15 protein-coding genes are annotated in these 14959 nt (G+C 42.9%); 8 read left to right on the forward strand and 7 right to left on the reverse strand.

Annotated features, from left to right (window positions below; genetic code table 11):
- Positions 1 to 7: 7 nt before the first annotated feature.
- Entirely contained in the window at positions 8 to 2590 is a 2583-nt protein-coding gene (locus ACZ5GB_RS09090; RefSeq protein ID WP_464326902.1) for a bifunctional diguanylate cyclase/phosphodiesterase, read from the reverse strand.
- Between the two features lie 238 nt (positions 2591 to 2828).
- On the opposite strand from ACZ5GB_RS09090, the gene ACZ5GB_RS09095 reads away from it, so the two are divergent.
- The gene (locus ACZ5GB_RS09095; protein WP_464326903.1) at positions 2829 to 3248 is read left to right on the forward strand and encodes a septal ring lytic transglycosylase RlpA family protein; all 420 of its coding nucleotides are present in this window, start codon (positions 2829 to 2831) and stop codon (positions 3246 to 3248) included.
- Here ACZ5GB_RS09095 and ACZ5GB_RS09100 read toward each other — a convergent pair.
- From ACZ5GB_RS09100 to accC, 4 genes are read right to left on the reverse strand one after another with little or no spacing between them, the layout of a single operon-like run.
- Positions 3243 to 4043 (reverse strand): radical SAM protein, encoded by an 801-nt coding sequence (locus ACZ5GB_RS09100; protein ID WP_464326904.1) that lies wholly within the window; start codon positions 4041 to 4043, stop codon positions 3243 to 3245. The genes ACZ5GB_RS09095 and ACZ5GB_RS09100 overlap by 6 nt on opposite strands.
- Positions 4015 to 4884 carry a PSP1 domain-containing protein gene (locus ACZ5GB_RS09105; RefSeq protein ID WP_464326905.1) on the reverse strand — a complete coding sequence of 290 codons (870 nt, stop codon included), beginning with the start codon at positions 4882 to 4884 and terminating at the stop codon, positions 4015 to 4017. Before ACZ5GB_RS09105 ends, ACZ5GB_RS09100 begins: the two co-directional genes overlap by 29 nt.
- Entirely contained in the window at positions 4832 to 5803 is a 972-nt protein-coding gene (locus tag ACZ5GB_RS09110) for a DNA polymerase III subunit (RefSeq protein ID WP_464326906.1), read from the reverse strand. Before ACZ5GB_RS09110 ends, ACZ5GB_RS09105 begins: the two co-directional genes overlap by 53 nt.
- The gene (gene accC / locus ACZ5GB_RS09115; RefSeq protein WP_464326907.1) at positions 5803 to 7134 is read right to left on the reverse strand and encodes an acetyl-CoA carboxylase biotin carboxylase subunit; all 1332 of its coding nucleotides are present in this window, start codon (positions 7132 to 7134) and stop codon (positions 5803 to 5805) included. Before accC ends, ACZ5GB_RS09110 begins: the two co-directional genes overlap by 1 nt.
- A 38-nt stretch (positions 7135 to 7172) precedes the next feature.
- Here accC and ACZ5GB_RS09120 point away from each other — a divergent pair, with 38 nt between their 5' ends.
- Genes ACZ5GB_RS09120 through hisB form a run of 7 tightly spaced genes read left to right on the forward strand, consistent with a single transcriptional unit; the run spans position 7173 to position 13200 of the window.
- Positions 7173 to 7754: a UbiX family flavin prenyltransferase gene (locus ACZ5GB_RS09120; protein WP_464326908.1), complete on the forward strand. Its 582-nt coding sequence runs from the start codon at positions 7173 to 7175 to the stop codon at positions 7752 to 7754.
- A 25-nt stretch (positions 7755 to 7779) separates the two neighbouring features.
- Positions 7780 to 8091 (forward strand): GYD domain-containing protein, encoded by a 312-nt coding sequence (locus tag ACZ5GB_RS09125; RefSeq protein ID WP_464326909.1) that lies wholly within the window; start codon positions 7780 to 7782, stop codon positions 8089 to 8091.
- A 3-nt stretch (positions 8092 to 8094) separates the two neighbouring features.
- Complete coding sequence (locus ACZ5GB_RS09130; RefSeq protein WP_464326910.1) at positions 8095 to 8988, forward strand: radical SAM protein; 894 nt, start codon at positions 8095 to 8097, stop codon at positions 8986 to 8988.
- Between the two features lies 1 nt (position 8989).
- Positions 8990 to 10342 (forward strand): tRNA uridine-5-carboxymethylaminomethyl(34) synthesis GTPase MnmE, encoded by a 1353-nt coding sequence (gene mnmE, locus ACZ5GB_RS09135; RefSeq protein WP_464326911.1) that lies wholly within the window; start codon positions 8990 to 8992, stop codon positions 10340 to 10342.
- 17 nt (positions 10343 to 10359) lie between these two features.
- On the forward strand, positions 10360 to 11646 hold the full coding sequence (gene rho / locus ACZ5GB_RS09140) for a transcription termination factor Rho (RefSeq protein ID WP_464326912.1): 1287 nt from the start codon (positions 10360 to 10362) through the stop codon (positions 11644 to 11646).
- Complete coding sequence (gene holA, locus ACZ5GB_RS09145) at positions 11643 to 12686, forward strand: DNA polymerase III subunit delta (protein WP_464326913.1); 1044 nt, start codon at positions 11643 to 11645, stop codon at positions 12684 to 12686. Before rho ends, holA begins: the two co-directional genes overlap by 4 nt.
- Complete coding sequence (gene hisB / locus ACZ5GB_RS09150) at positions 12622 to 13200, forward strand: imidazoleglycerol-phosphate dehydratase HisB (protein WP_464326914.1); 579 nt, start codon at positions 12622 to 12624, stop codon at positions 13198 to 13200. The genes holA and hisB overlap by 65 nt, the downstream gene beginning before the upstream one ends.
- Here the strand turns inward: hisB and ACZ5GB_RS09155 are convergent, their stop codons facing one another.
- Complete coding sequence (locus ACZ5GB_RS09155) at positions 13201 to 14322, reverse strand: SPOR domain-containing protein (RefSeq protein WP_464326915.1); 1122 nt, start codon at positions 14320 to 14322, stop codon at positions 13201 to 13203.
- On the reverse strand, positions 14319 to 14945 hold the full coding sequence (locus ACZ5GB_RS09160; protein WP_464326916.1) for an SPOR domain-containing protein: 627 nt from the start codon (positions 14943 to 14945) through the stop codon (positions 14319 to 14321). The genes ACZ5GB_RS09155 and ACZ5GB_RS09160 overlap by 4 nt, the downstream gene beginning before the upstream one ends.
- Positions 14946 to 14959 lie beyond the last annotated feature (14 nt).

Genomic DNA, 14959 nt, shown 5'->3' on the forward strand with positions numbered 1-14959 from the left:
AAAGTGTTTATGTGGCTTGGCCTTTTAAAAGATCCAGAAACTTGTCAAGGGTTATAGGCTTGCTAAGATAATAGCCTTGCAGATAATCACAACTCATTCTCATAAGCAAATCTGCTTGCCACTCATATTCCACACCCTCCGCTATGGTTTTTATGTTTAGAGTCTTACACATGCTTACAAGATGTTGCACTATGTTGAGGGTTTTTACATCTTCTAACCTGTCCACAAAGGACTTGTCTATTTTTAGATAGCTTATAGGGAACTTGGAAAGGAGGGAAAGTGAGGAATACAGAATGCCAAAGTCATCAAGGACTATGCTTATGCCCAAGTTATGCACCTCTTCCAAGATTCTATTAGCCCTTTCTAGGTCTTTTATTACAGCCTCCTCTGTTATCTCCAAGTTTATAAGGCTTGGGCTAATTTCATACTTCTCTATAAGACTTTTAAGGTAATCTGGGAGGTCTTCATCTATACTGAGGGGGGAAAGGTTTAAATAGATGGGAACACTTATAGAATAGTCTTTTATGAGTCTCATGGCCTCTTCAAAGACCCAATAGTCAAGCCTTTTTGTGAGCCTTTTCTTTTCCACAATGTGTAAAAAGTCCTTGGGATACAAAAGGCCAAAAACGGCAGAATACCATCTTATAAGGGCTTCAGCTCCAACCGGTCTTAGGTCCTTTGAGCTATAGTAGGGCTGGAAGTGCAGTACAAACTCACCCCTCTCTATGGCATAGTTTAGTTCTTCTCCAATCTTTAGATCTTTTATTATTCTCTCTTCTTCACCCTTTTTATAATATGCAAAGGAAGAAGTGCCACCCTTTGCCTGTTTGAGGGCAAGAATAGCCTTTTCCACAAGCTCAGATGGGCTCCTTCCATCCAAGGGGTATATGGATATGCCTATGTTTACTGTGAGCTTTAGGTCTTGTGCAGCCTTTAAGATATCCCTTGTGAGCTCTTCAAGGTCCTTTGGACTCTCCAGTCTTTTGAAAACCAAAAACTCATCAGAGCCATACCTTCCGCATCCGTCCCCAACCTTTGAAAGCCTTTCCGCAAAGGAGGAAAGTATCTTATCACCCACAGAGTATCCATACAATAGGTTTATGCTGGAGAAGTTGTATATATCTACAAAGGCTACGGCTATATTTTCACTTTCCTTCATAACCTCTTCTAGGAGCTCAAGGAAGTGCTCCCTGTTTGGCACACCGGTAAGGAGGTCGTAGTTGGAAAGGAACCTTAGCTTTTCCTCCATTTCTTTAACCTGTGTAATATCCCTTCCAACGGCCACGAAATTGCTTATCTCACCCTTATCATCCCTTATAGGAACTATCTTAGAGTCAAGGTAGAAAAGGCTACCATCTTTTCTTCTGTTTATAAAGGTAGCATAAAAGACTTTTCCAGAGGTAATAGTATCCCACAGCTCCTTATAGAAATCCTCAGAGTGCAAGCCAGACTTAAATATGGAGGGCCTTTTACCTATGAGCTTTTCCCTTTTGTAGCCCGATATCTCCTCCACTGCAGGATTTACATACTCAATGTAGCCGTTCTTGTCTGTTATCATTATCCAATCCTTTATCTCCTCCACAGTTCTAAAGAGGGTGTCCTTTGTTCTTATTATGTCTACGTGTTCAAGGGCAAAGGATATGTCTTCTGCAAGCTCTTCCACAAGCTTTAAAACATCACCAGTAAAGAAGTTCTTCTTGTCAGAGTATAGGTTTATGGTGCCAATTATCCTACCCTTAAACCTTATGGGATGGGCGCAGCTTGAGAGGTAGTTTCTCTTTAGCATCTCCTCCCGCCATGGAGCCATGGCTGGGTTTGTTTCTGTGTCGTTGTTTACCTGCACTCTGTCCTCTATTATGGCTCTGGCTGTGGGTCCCTTATTTACACTCTCATCGTATATGTTGATATTCAAAGAGCTAAGATAGTTTTCCACATAACCAGAGGAACAAAGTGGTTTTACATTGCCCTTTTCATCCAAAAGCCCCACCCATGCCATCCTAAACATGCCCTCTTCAGTTGCTGCTTTGCAGAACCATCTTAGAAGCTCTTCCTTATCCTTTGCCTGTAAGATGATATGATTGACGGAGGATAGAGTTTTATACATCCTAAGTAAAAAGTCTCCCTTTTGTTTTTCAAGCAAAAGGCTTATCAAGCTGGCTGTATAAAGGGCCTTGTATCTTTCAAAAACTAACCATTGCCTTTTTTGGGACTTTTCAAGGGATAAAAATCCAAAAAGCCTTCCCTCAAACCATATTGGGATGGCAAGGAGTAGGGTCATATTGTGGGACATAAAGTAGTCTTTCATACACTCCCCTAACCTTTCATCCTCTTGAACCATTTTGCTTTCAAATATGTTTTCCTCTTCCAAAGCGTTTAAAAATTCCTTACACTTATCCTTTTTAAAGTGATACCCTTTCTCAAAATCTCCCTTTTCTTTCACATAAAGCCACTCGCAGAAAATTATCTCCTCTTTTATGCTCCAAAAGCCCACCCTTTCTGCCTCTGTTTGTTTGGCACAAGTCTCTAAAAGAGGTTTTATAAATTCCTCTCTTTCAAGAACTTTATAAACAGTTTTTAAAAGTTCATGCATGGCATATTCCTTTTTGGTAAATTACGTAAAACCCTTGCAAATCAAGCTCCAAACGGGGGGGGGGGGGTGAAATTACCCTATACATAACAAAAATTTTAAAACGCTTTTAAAACACTTGCAAGTGGCCTGTAATAAGCTGGATTGTGAAACTTCAAATGAAAAATATTTCATCTTATAGTGTTTGAAATGTCCCCCATTTATGGTATAATTGGCAAGAGACCATTCAAGGAGTATAGCCATGAAAGTTCTGGTGTTTCTTTTAATGGTTTTTTCTTTGGTGCTGGCCGAAGAGTGCAAGGTTTATGAGGGCTACGCCAGTTGGTATGGAAAGAGGTTCCACGGAAGAAAAACAAGCTCTGGAGAGATATTTAACAAATACAAATACACGGCAGCTTCAAGGGACTTTCCTCTTGGAACATACCTCCTTGTGAAAAATTTAGATAACGGTGAGGAGGTAGTGGTAATAGTAACAGATAGAGGCCCGGCCAAAAAGAGTAGGATCATAGACCTCTCAAAGGCTGCGGCGGAAAAGTTGGGCTTTGTAAGGCAGGGAGTTGCCAAGGTTCAAGTCATGCCCCTTTACTGCGCCACACAAGAGGAAGAGATTGGTGAAGAAGACCACGAAGAGATCATAAAGGACCTATTAAACACCCTATAGCACTCTATTGACTACGAGTGTTCCACAGCCCCCAAGCCTATCCTTTCTAAATCGTGTAGAAAGCGTAACCCTTATACCGTAGGACCTGAGGAATAAAAAGGCCTCTTCATAGGCCAAGTCTTCTACATCTTCATAGCCTTCCCTTGTTTTGTTGTAGCGAAGAAGCGTTATACCTACACTTAGTTCCTTTGCAAGCCTTGCAAGGTCCAGCAAATCTTGTGGAGAGTCGTTTATACCTTTTAGAAGTAGGTAGGCAAGGCTTACCTTCCTTTTTTTCCTTAGGGACATACTAAAAAGTTCTTCCTTTAAGGTTTCTATAAGCTCCTTTAGTGGTCCAGCATGGGGCAACAGCCTTTTCCTTTTGCTTTCATCGGTAGAATGCAAAGATATGCTTACGCCAGAGTGGGGAAGTTTTAAAAGTTCTCTCAAGTTTTTTGTTGGGTGTCCAGTAGTGTAGAAGCTCACCTTTAGGCCAAACCTTTTAAAATACCAAAAGGCTTCCTTTACGGCTTCCCAGTTCATCAAAGGCTCTCCTATGCCAGCTATCGCTATCCTTTTTATGCTTACCATATTCTTTAAAAGCTCATACTGGCCTATTAGCTCTTTAAAGCTAAGGTTTCTTAAAAGGCCCTCTTGGCCGGAGAGGCAAAAGGGACAGCTTATGGCACAGCCCACTTGCGTTGATATACACAGTGTATCACCCCTATAAAAGACGGCCTCCACCCTTTTGCCATCCTCAAGCTCAAAGAGGAAAAGCCTGTTTAGATCACTGCTCAAGTCCTGCAAAAGCCTCATTTTCCACCACACCCCTTCTACAACAGCCTCCGCATGTCTTGCAATGGTCCAAGGCCCTTTCATAACCCTTTGGTAGTATCTCTTCCAAGTTTATTTCCCTTCTTGAATCTTCCGAAAGTAGCAAAACCTTATTTTTTATAGGGTCTATATACTCCACCTTATATACCTTTCCCTCAAAGCAAAGTTCTCCACCCACTTCTGGAAGCAGGTTCTTTACCAAGTAGTTTTCCCTTTCAAAAACAAGACAGCACATAAGCCTACCGCACGGGCCTGTAAACTTCTGGGGAGAGAGAGGAAGGTTTTGTTCCTCTATATCCCTTAAAGAAACAGATTGAAACTCTTCTTGGAACCTTATACAGCAAGGAATTTCACCGCAAGCTCCTATCCACCCCATCATCTGCACCGCATCCCTCACCCCTATCTGCCTCATCTCTATCCTCTTTTTAAAGACCTTTGCCAAGTCCTTCACCAAATTCCTAAAGTCTACTCTGTGTTCGGAAGTGTAGTAGAAGAATATCTTGCTTCTGTCAAGGGGGATGTAAGCCTTTATTAGCTTCATATCAAGGCCATGTTCGGCTATCTTCCTTTTGCATATCTCCGAGGCTTCCAAGGCTTTTTCCTCGTTTTCTTTCATCTTTCTTAGGTCTTCTTCCTTTGCTTTCCTAAGGAAATAGGCTTTTAACGGTGCAGTGGATTTTGAAATGCCAAGAACTTTTACAATCTCTTCACCCTTTTCCGATTGAACTACAAGGTAGTCTCCCTTTAATACATCCTTTTCCCAAACACCTTCAACCTGAAGTATCTTGTTTGTATCCTGAAAGCGTGCCTTTATGTAAGACATTTTTATTACCTCCTCTTATCTGAAATAATAAAAGGCTAAGCCTTATACCTTTGCTTAAATATTCTAATCCTAAGGAAGCAATGTCAAGGGCTTTTTTATCCTCATAGCTTCTACTTTCCATATACCTCTTATGAAGCAAGGTTTGGATCAATCTAAGTAGAAGGTATTGCCTTTCTTGTTCCCATTTTTCCACTTCAAGGGCCTTCTTGTATAGGGTTAAAACATCACCTTCCAATATATGCTTTGCCGTGTTTAGAAGTTCCTTATCTTCCCTTAGCTTTTTAGCCATGTTTATGCTACCCTCTGCAAGCTCAAGGATTAGGGGGTCTTCTATGCCCGTTAAAGCCTTTAGCTCTTCTTGGGTTAGTGGTGGCACCTCTATAAGAAAGCTCCTTGATTTAACCGTGGGTAGCATCTTTTGAAGTTGGCTTGTTATGAGTATAAAATGCGTATCCTCTGGTGGCTCTTCAAGCACCTTAAGCAAGGCATTCTGAGCGTACGGGTTCATGGCCTCCGCAGGCTCAATAAATATGACCTTCCTCTTGGATAGGGCTGGGGTAAGATAGGCAAAGTCTTTTACACCCCTAATCTGGTCTATCTTTATCTCCGCCTTCTCCGGTGCAAGGTATATAAAGTCTGGATGGTCTCCCCTAAGGTATAGATAGACCTTTTTACCCCTCTTATCCTCCCCATAGAACTTTAACTCTTCCGTCTTTTTTTGTTTAAAGTCCTCCATATGCCTGCAAGAATCACAGCTACCGCAAGGTGGATACTTATTTTCAAGGCACAAAAGGGCCATGGCCAATTCAAAGCCAAGCTCCTTTTTGCCAATGCCTTCCCTACCATAAAAGATGATGGAAGAGGGAACCCTATTCTGATAGAAGAGACTGCTCAAAAACTTTTTGATTTTTTCCCTCATCAGATCATAAGCTCCTCTATAAACCTTATGTGGTGCCTGCCCTGTTGGAACTCCCTTGTGGATAAAACTCTTTTGTGGAACTCTATGTTGGTCTTTAAGCCATTTCCAGATATGTGGAACTCTTCCAAGGCTCTTAATGCTCTTCTTATAGCCTCCTCCCTTGTTTGACCCCAGCATACAAGCTTGGCAAGGAGAGAGTCATAAAAGGGTGGCACCGCATAGCCACAGTAAAGGTGTGTATCTACCCTCACACCGTAGCCACCGGGTATGTATAGCTCTTCCACCTTTCCGGGAGAGGGTAAAAAGGTGTTTGGGTCTTCTGCGTTTATCCTACATTCTATGGCATAACCCCTCCTTTGTAGCTTTCCTATGTTTAGCCTCTCCCCCCTTGCTATCCTTATCTGCCACTCTACAAGGTCAATGCCATAGACCATTTCTGTAACGGGATGCTCCACCTGTATGCGCCCGTTCATCTCCATAAAGTAGAAGTTCCCCTCTTGGTCCATAAGAAACTCTACAGTCCCAGCGCCTTCATAACCTATCTCCCTGCAAAACTCCTTTACAAGAGCCTCCATCTCTTTCCTTTTTTCTTCTGTTAAGGCAAGGCTTGGTGCTTCCTCTATAAGCTTTTGATGTCTTCTCTGTATGGAACACTCTCTTTCTCCAAGGGTTATAACGTTTCCATACTTGTCTGCAAGCACTTGTATCTCTATGTGCTTTGGGTTTATAAGGTATTTTTCCACATAAAGCCTTCCATCGCCGAAGGCCACTTCCGCCTCTTGCGTTGCCAATGGGAACTTCTCCCTAAGCTCTTTCTCGTTATATACCACCCTTATGCCTCTACCACCTCCACCAGCCGCCGCCTTTATAACCACAGGATAGCCTATCTTGCTTGCCACCTCAAGGGCCTTTTGAAAGTCCACGGGCCCATCGCTTCCGGGCAATAGAGGAAGGCCTACCTTTTTGGCTATCTCCCTGGCCTTTACCTTATCACCTATAAGCTCAAGGGTTTCTGGAGATGGTCCAACAAAGACCTTACCGCTTGCTCTAACTATCTCGGCAAACCTTGGATTTTCTGAAAGAAAGCCATAGCCCGGATGCACTCCGTCCGCGCCGGATACCTCAAGGGCGGACATTACCCTTGGTATATCAAGGTAGCTTCTGGAGGGTTCAGAAGGTCCAATGCATAGGCTTTTGTCTGCAAGCTTTACATGTATGCTGTTGCTGTCTGCTTCCGAATATATGGCCACAGTTCTTATCCCCATTTCTCTGCAGGTCCTTATCACCCTAACAGCTATCTCGCCCCTGTTGGCTATCAAAAGGCTTTGCATTGTGAATATTTTACACGCAAAAGTCCTACAATTTTTACATGCTCAAAAAAGTGGTCCTATGCATAACAGGCGCCAGTGGTGCCATATACGGCTACAGGCTTCTGCAAGTGCTAAGCTCTATGGGCTTTCATATAGACCTTGTGGTATCTTCCTCCGGCTGGATAGTTTTAAAGGAGGAGTTGGATATTACAAAAGAAGATATACTCAAAGAGTTTCCAAGTGTAAACCTTTTGTCGGAAAAGGATATAGCCAGTCCTGTGGCAAGCGGTTCAAGGCTTGTAAAATACACCGGTGTAATCATAGCACCCTGTTCTATGAGCACACTGGCCCACATAGCCAATGGCACAAACCAAAACCTCATCCATCGCATAGGTGAGGTGGCTTTAAAGGAAAGAGTGCCTCTTGTATTGCTTGTGCGCGAAGCGCCCTATTCCCTTGTGCATATAAAAAACATGCTTGAGGTAGCCCAGGCTGGCGCCATAGTTATCCCAGCAAGCCCAGGCTTTTACCACAGACCAAAGACAATTCAAGACCTTGTGGATTTTGTAGTAGGGAAAGTTCTGGACAGCCTAAGGCTGGAGCATAGCCTCTATAGGAGATGGAAAGAGGAAAAAGCCTAAATTTAAAACTAAGGAGGTGTATACCATGGGAATATATGTTATGCTTACAAAGATTTCACCCTATGCGGTCAAAAACCTTGAAAAGCTAAAGGAGATAGAACAGCATGCAGAAAAGCTTATTGAGGAAAACTGCCCCAATGTTAAGTGGCTTATGAACCTTGTGGTCTTTGGCCCTTATGACTATCTGGATATATTTGAGGCACCAAGCGATGAAGAGGCAGCAAAGGTTGCCATGATTATAAGGTCCTTTGGACATGCCACCACAGAAACCTGGCCTGCCATACAATGGAAGGACTTTAAAAACATCCTTGGAAGCATAAAGGTGGATTATAGCTAAGGCATGCTATACACATCTTACCTAAACCTTACAGAAAAGGACTGGCAAGAGAGGATAGAAAAGGCCCTTGATATGCTAAAAAGCTGTAAAGTGTGCCCTCACAGGTGCGGAGTAAACAGGCTGGAAGGTGAGCTGGGCTATTGCAAAACGGGAAGGTATGCAATTGTGGCAGACTATTTTCCTCATAGAGGAGAGGAAAGGCCCATAAGGGGCAAAAGAGGTTCTGGCACCGTATTCTTCTCTTACTGTAATATGAGATGTGTTTACTGTCAGAACTACACCATAAGCCAGCTGGGAGAGGGAGAAGAGGTAAGGCCGGAAGAGCTATCGGAGATATTTTTGACCTTGCAGAGGCTTGGTTGTCATAACATAAACCTGGTTAGCCCCTCCCATGTGGTACCACAGATATTAGAAGCCCTCTATTTGGCTGTAAAGAAGGGCCTTAGAATACCCATAGTCTATAACACCTCTTCTTACGATAGCTTGGAGAGCCTGAAGCTTCTTGATGGCATAGTGGATATATACCTTGCCGACTTTAAATACGGAGATAGCTCCACGGGAAGGAAGTATTCAAAGGTAAAAGGCTACTATGAGGTGGCCTTAGAGGCCATAAGGGAGATGCACAGGCAAGTGGGGGACCTTCAGGTGGATGAGGAAGGCATAGCCATAAGAGGCCTACTTATAAGACATCTTGTCCTTCCAAACGGCCTTGCTGGCACGCAGAAAGTTTTGGAAAGCCTCAAAGAAATATCTCCACAAACTTATATAAACATCATGGACCAGTATATGCCTTACTATAAGGCCTACGACTACCCAGAACTTTCAAGAAGGATAAATTATAAAGAATACCAGGAGGCTCTAAACCTGGCTGAAGGCTTTAAACTTGTCTTGGACTAACATGATAAAGCAAAGAGAACCCATAGTTGCCATAGCCACACCCTTTGGAGAGAGCGCCATAGGGGCCATTAGGCTCTCTGGCCTTGATGTGATGAACAGGATAAGGGACCTAATTGTTATGAAAGGGGAGCCAAGGCCCAGGTATGCCCACTTTATAAAACTAAAAGATGAAAAGGGTGAGATATTGGATGAGGGCATTCTCATATACTATCCTTCTCCCAAAAGCTACACGGGCGAGGATATGGTGGAGATATTTTTGCATGGCAATCCTCTCATCCTAAGAAAGGCCCTTGAACTCTTTATCTCAAAGGGTATAAGGCTTGCAGAACCGGGAGAATTTACCAAAAGGGCCTTTTTGAACGGAAAGATGGACCTACTTCAGGCGGAGGCGGTAGCAGACCTCATTGGCTCCAAGTCGGAAAGGGCCTTAAGGGCAGCCCAAAGACAGCTCCAAGGCGAGCTATCCTCACTTATAAACTCTTTGAGAGAAAGGCTACTTGAGATATTGGCCTATGTGGAGGCGGACATAGAGTTTTCAGAAGAGGACATTCCAACTTTAAGTAAAGAGCAGATAATTTACCTTTTAAAAGACATAGTTCAAAGCATAGAAAGGCTCCTTTCAACGGTAAGAACGGGAGAGTATTTAAGAAGGGGCATAAACCTTGCCATAGTAGGCAAGCCCAACGTGGGCAAATCTTCTCTATTTAACGCCCTTTTGGGGACAGAGAGGGCCATAACCACACCCATACCGGGAACTACGAGGGACTTTCTCCAAGAGAGCTTAACTTTAAAAGGCATACCCATAAACCTAATAGACACAGCAGGAATAAGGCATACAGAGGACCCAGTGGAGAAGATAGGCGTAGAAAGGAGCCTCCAAAAGCTCAAAAGTGCGGACTTGGTGCTTTTTGTGGTGGATGGTAGTAGTCCTTTGGAGGAAGAGGATCTTAGCATATATAATTTGGTAAAACCTTTGGCGCATATGGTAGTTATAAACAAGGCAGATCTGCCATTAAAAGAGGAGGTTTTGAGGGCTTTCCCGGATGCCATTAAGGTTAGCGCAGTCAAGGGAGAAGGCATTGAAGAACTCAAAGAGGCCCTTTTGGAAAGGCTTGGTGTGTATGCTTTGGATAGTATGCAGGTCTATTTATCTGTAAGGCACGAAAACCTCTTGAAAAAATCCAAAGAAGTGTTAAAATCATTAATAAATAAACTGGAGACAGGAGATATATTCCCAGAGATACTTATGCTTGACCTTAGGGAAGCTATAAGCTATTTGGAAGAGATAGTAGGTGTGATAAGCACAGAAGATATCCTTGGAAGCATATTTTCAAGGTTTTGCATAGGAAAATAAAAAGGAGGTTGTAGATTATGGAACAAACCCAAGAGAAAAAGATTTATACCCTTGAAGAACTTAAAAAACTTTCTCTTCAAGAACTACAAAAAATAGGGAGAGAGCTTGAGCTTTCAAGGGTAACTGGCCTTAGAAAGGAGGAGCTTATAGAGAAGATTTTGAGCGTTCAAGCGAAGGAAGAGGGCCTAAACTTTATCAAAGGTGTGCTTGAAATTCTACCCGAAGGTTATGGTTTTATAAGAAGCCAAGAAAACAACTATATGCCCAGCTACACGGACGTGTATGTGGCACCCTCTCAGATAAAGAAGTTTGGTCTAAGGACTGGAGACACCATAATAGGCTTTGCAAGGCCTCCACAGGAGAAGGAAAAATACCAAGCCCTTATAAAGATAGAATCTGTAAACGGACTTCCACCAGACCCGGAGGTGTTAAGGTCAAGGCCCCAGTTTGAAAAGCTAACACCTTATCACCCAACGGAGAGGTTTAACCTTGAAACTTCACCCACCGAGCTTTCCACAAGGGTTATAAGCCTTATAGCACCCATAGGCAAGGGCCAAAGGGGTATGATAGTGGCTCCGCCAAAGGCTGGCAAAACGGTCCTACTTCAAAAGATAGCCCAAGCCCTAATTCAAAACCATCCAGAGGTCTATCTCATAATACTTCTCATAGACGAAAGGCCAGAGGAAGTGACCGAGATGCGCCGGATTGTGGGCGATGGTGCGGAAGTGGTAGCTTCTACCTTTGACGAGCCACCAGAAAGGCACATGCAAGTGGCTGAGCTTGTGGTGGAAAAGGCAAAAAGACTTGTGGAGCTAAAGCATGATGTGGTTATCCTTTTGGACTCTATGACACGTTTTGGAAGGGCTGCTAACGCGGTGACTCCACCTACCGGTAGGGTGCTTACCGGTGGTATAGAGGCCACAGCCCTTCAAAGGCCCAAAAAGTTCTTTGGTGCGGCAAGGAACATAGAGGAAGGAGGCTCTCTCACCATAATAGCCACAGCCCTTATAGAGACTGGCTCCAAGATGGACGATGTTATATACGAGGAGTTCAAAGGCACGGGCAATATGGAAATACACCTGGACAGAAGGCTCATGGAGAGGAGAATATTCCCTGCCATAAACATAGAAAAGTCTGGCACAAGAAAAGAGGAACTACTTTTGGAAGACTGGGAGCTTCAAAGGATATGGGTTCTAAGGAAGTTCTTGGCTACCATGGACCCAATAGAGGCTATGGAATTCCTGTTAGATAAGCTCAAAAAGTTCAAGACAAACAAAGAGTTTCTTAAGGCTATGCACTCGTGATTAGTATAACCGAATACCAAAAGAACCTTTCACAAAAGACCCTAAAAAGGATAAATCTTGTCCACGGTGAGGAGGAGTATCTTGTAAAAACTCTTTTAGACAAGCTTAGGGACCTATACCCTGTTAGCATAATTTGGGGGGATGAGGTATCTTTGCAGGACTTTGAAAGGACCATTACCACTGGAGGGATGTTTGGTAAAGAAGAGATCCTATTTATCTACAAAGCCATGGACCTACTTGGGGATATAAAGGATCATAAGAGATTTGCTTACTTCCTTGGAAAGGTAAGGGACAAGTTTATCTTTTTTTACGTAGAGACCAAGCTTACCGATAAGGATCTCCAAAAGGAGCCCTTTTCTACAATAGCAAAGCTTGGGGATGTGATAAGCGCTAATAAGCTTGATAAAAGGAGAATAAGAGAGCTGGTGAAAAATAAGTTTCAAAAGGAAGGTATTAGCATAGAGGACTCTGCCCTTGATTACCTTCTTGAGGCCACCTCTTACCAGCTTATGATTTTAAAAAATGAAACGGACAAGCTTATACTCTATGGAAAGCCCAAGCTAACCCTTGAAGACATAAAGGCCGTGTTGGTGGCAGATTTAGAGATGAGTGTTTTTGACTTTGCAGATGGAATATTTCTAAAAGACTATGACAAGGCTTTGGATTCTTTAAACGCTGTGCTTAGATCTGGCATGCATCCTCTTCAAATTCTTACTCTTTTGGCAAACTATGCTCTAAGGCTATATACAGCCAAGAGCCTTGTAGAAGAAGGAAAGAAGGTAGAAGAAGCCCTAAGCTTGGTGGATGTAAAACATCCTTTTCAAGTGCTTAACTTCAAAAGATACCTTGAGAAAAGCTCCAAGCAGGATCTTTTGTCTTTGTTGAAAAGGCTTTACCTTTTGGACATAGGTATAAAGGTCTATTTTTCCGATCCTATTACTTCTTTGAGAAACTTTGTGGTAGAATACATGCTAAATGAGGAAGTCATATATCAAGAGACAAACGCGGGAGACCAAGATAGAGCTGAGCTTGAACCTTGACGGGGAAGGTAGCTATAAGGTAGAAACTCCTGTGGGCTTTCTCACCCACATGGTAGAGACCTTGGCAAGGCACGGTAGGTTTGACATAGAGCTTTACGCAGAGGGAGATGTGCATGTATCACATCACCACACGGTGGAGGATGTGGGCATTGTGCTTGGCAAAGCCTTCCTTGAAGCCCTTGGTGATAAAAAGGGAATAAACCGCTACGGCTATGCTATAGTACCCATGGACGAAGCCCTTGTTTTGGCAAGCATAGACCTTTCTGGAAGGCCTCTCTTTTTCTACGAGGACTTAGGACTAAGGGGTAAGATAACAGATTTTGACTTTGAGCTTATTTGGGAGTTTTTTAAAGGCTTTGCTCTTGAGAGCAAAAGCACCTTACACATAAGGGTAATTTCTGGAAAAATACTTCACCATGTAGCGGAAGCCGCTTTTAAGGCCCTTGCTCTTAGTCTAAAACAGGCTGTAAATGTGGTTGGCGGAAAACTTCCATCTACAAAAGAAAGCCTTTGATTATTCATAAACTATAAAACCGTATATGTTCATATTCCAAAGCTTTTCAAGTTCCTTTTTTGCCTCTTCTCTGGTGCCAAAATTGCCATATAGCACCTTGAATATGCCCGATCCTTCTATTATCTCCACACCTTTTAGCCTTAGTTCCCTTTCAAGCTTTTCTTTCCATTTTTCCGCAGATTCTTTGGAGGAAAAGGCGCCCAGTTGGATTCTGTATGTTTTGCCTTTTTTCTGAGGAGGGGTTTGTTCCGTTTTTACTTCTTGACTTTGTTGGTTTGTCTCATTTATTTTTTCCTTTTCTGCTTCTTGAGGGCTTTCTTCTCTTTGTATGTCCTGTGCTTGGACTGTTGAAGCTACAGTCTTGTTTTGTTCCGCTATAAGCACTTGGCTCAAAAGCTCATAAGCTTGAGTTTTAAGTTGGGGTGTGGTGCGCCTATCTTCCAGAACCTTTTTTATATGGTCTTTGGCTAAGGTATGGTTGCCAAGTTTATATTCTATCCTTGCAAGGCTAAAATCCAGATTTGGGTCATTAATACCGTTGTTTATAAGGCTTTGGTATATCTCCCTTGCCAAGCTGTAGTTTCCTTCAAGCTCATAGGCTTGGGCAAGCTCCAGCTGTGCATCTATAAACATGGGATTGTAGGCTACCGCTTTCCTTAGATTGTTTATATACTCACGCCTATTGCCAATAGCTTGATAAACCTTTCCAAGATAATAAAAGGCCATATGTTTTTGTGGAAAGGCCTCATCCTGCAAAACCTCCTTAAGAGTGCTTATGGCCTTTTCGTAATCTGCCTGCCTGTAGTAAAGGATGCCGAGGTTTAGCTTGGCTTCCGTAAACCTTTTGTCCACCTCAAGGGCTTTCAAAAAGGCGCTTTCTGACTTTTTATACTCTTGAACCTCCATGTAGGCCAAGCCTAAGGCGTTCCATACCTTTGGCTCATTGGGAGCAAGCTGTGATGCTATAAAAAAGTTGGCAATAGCCTCTGAGTAATTCTTTGCTATATAAGAGGACATGCCAAGGTCATAGTAATATTGCCACTTTACCTTTTTTTCATCTTCCTGTGGTGTGGCACAGGAAAAGACAAGGGAAAGTAAGAGAAGGAAAATAAGCCTCTTCATTGTTTGATAATGGCACTTCCAAAGGCCTTTCTAAGCTTACTTAGCTCCGATTCTATATTATCCGTGCGAACGATTAGCCTAACCTTATAAAAGTTGTCCTCCTCCACTATCTTTACACTATAGCCCATTTTCCTTGCCTTCTCAGCCGCCTTTTTGGCATTATTTTCGTTGGTAAATGCACCCACTTGAACTGTATAAGTCTTTACTGGTTTTACTTGCTGTTGTTTCTTTTCTTCTTTGTGGGTTTTTGAAGCTTCCTCCATATGTTCCTTTTGTGGAACCTGTTTTTCTACCTTTATCTTATCTTTACCTCCTTCCGCTTTTGCCACAGATTCCTTACTTGCCTTTTCCTTTTCTTCCTTTATCTTTTTTGTCAAAAGGTCCTCCTTTTCTTCTTGCTTGGGTGTGGGCTTGGCCTCTTGCTTAGCTTCTTCCTTCTTCACTTCTTGCTTTTCCGTAGGTGGTGTTTGTGGTGGCTGCGTTTGAGGTGATGTGGGCTTTACCACCACAGGTGGTGGGCTAACCTGCTCTTCTTTGCTCTTCAACCATTCGTTTAGGCCAAAGTAAAAGAATATAAGGGCTATGAGTATTCCCAAGAGTATAATCAACCTTTCCCTTTTCACCTTTCTTTCCTCCC

The sequence above is a fragment of the Hydrogenobacter subterraneus genome (assembly GCF_055390195.1).

Excerpts from the sequence above, each read along its gene's own strand:
- ACZ5GB_RS09090 (WP_464326902.1), bottom strand. The coding sequence starts at position 2,590 with ATGCATGAACTTTTAAAAACTGTTTATAAAGTTCTTGAAAGAGAGGAA.
- ACZ5GB_RS09095 (WP_464326903.1), top strand. The coding sequence starts at position 2,829 with ATGAAAGTTCTGGTGTTTCTTTTAATGGTTTTTTCTTTGGTGCTGGCC.
- ACZ5GB_RS09100 (WP_464326904.1), bottom strand. The coding sequence starts at position 4,043 with ATGAGGCTTTTGCAGGACTTGAGCAGTGATCTAAACAGGCTTTTCCTC.
- ACZ5GB_RS09105 (WP_464326905.1), bottom strand. The coding sequence starts at position 4,884 with ATGTCTTACATAAAGGCACGCTTTCAGGATACAAACAAGATACTTCAG.
- ACZ5GB_RS09110 (WP_464326906.1), bottom strand. The coding sequence starts at position 5,803 with ATGAGGGAAAAAATCAAAAAGTTTTTGAGCAGTCTCTTCTATCAGAAT.
- accC (WP_464326907.1), bottom strand. The coding sequence starts at position 7,134 with ATGCAAAGCCTTTTGATAGCCAACAGGGGCGAGATAGCTGTTAGGGTG.
- ACZ5GB_RS09120 (WP_464326908.1), top strand. The coding sequence starts at position 7,173 with ATGCTCAAAAAAGTGGTCCTATGCATAACAGGCGCCAGTGGTGCCATA.
- ACZ5GB_RS09125 (WP_464326909.1), top strand. The coding sequence starts at position 7,780 with ATGGGAATATATGTTATGCTTACAAAGATTTCACCCTATGCGGTCAAA.
- ACZ5GB_RS09130 (WP_464326910.1), top strand. The coding sequence starts at position 8,095 with ATGCTATACACATCTTACCTAAACCTTACAGAAAAGGACTGGCAAGAG.
- mnmE (WP_464326911.1), top strand. The coding sequence starts at position 8,990 with ATGATAAAGCAAAGAGAACCCATAGTTGCCATAGCCACACCCTTTGGA.
- rho (WP_464326912.1), top strand. The coding sequence starts at position 10,360 with ATGGAACAAACCCAAGAGAAAAAGATTTATACCCTTGAAGAACTTAAA.
- hisB (WP_464326914.1), top strand. The coding sequence starts at position 12,622 with ATGAGGAAGTCATATATCAAGAGACAAACGCGGGAGACCAAGATAGAG.
- ACZ5GB_RS09155 (WP_464326915.1), bottom strand. The coding sequence starts at position 14,322 with ATGAAGAGGCTTATTTTCCTTCTCTTACTTTCCCTTGTCTTTTCCTGT.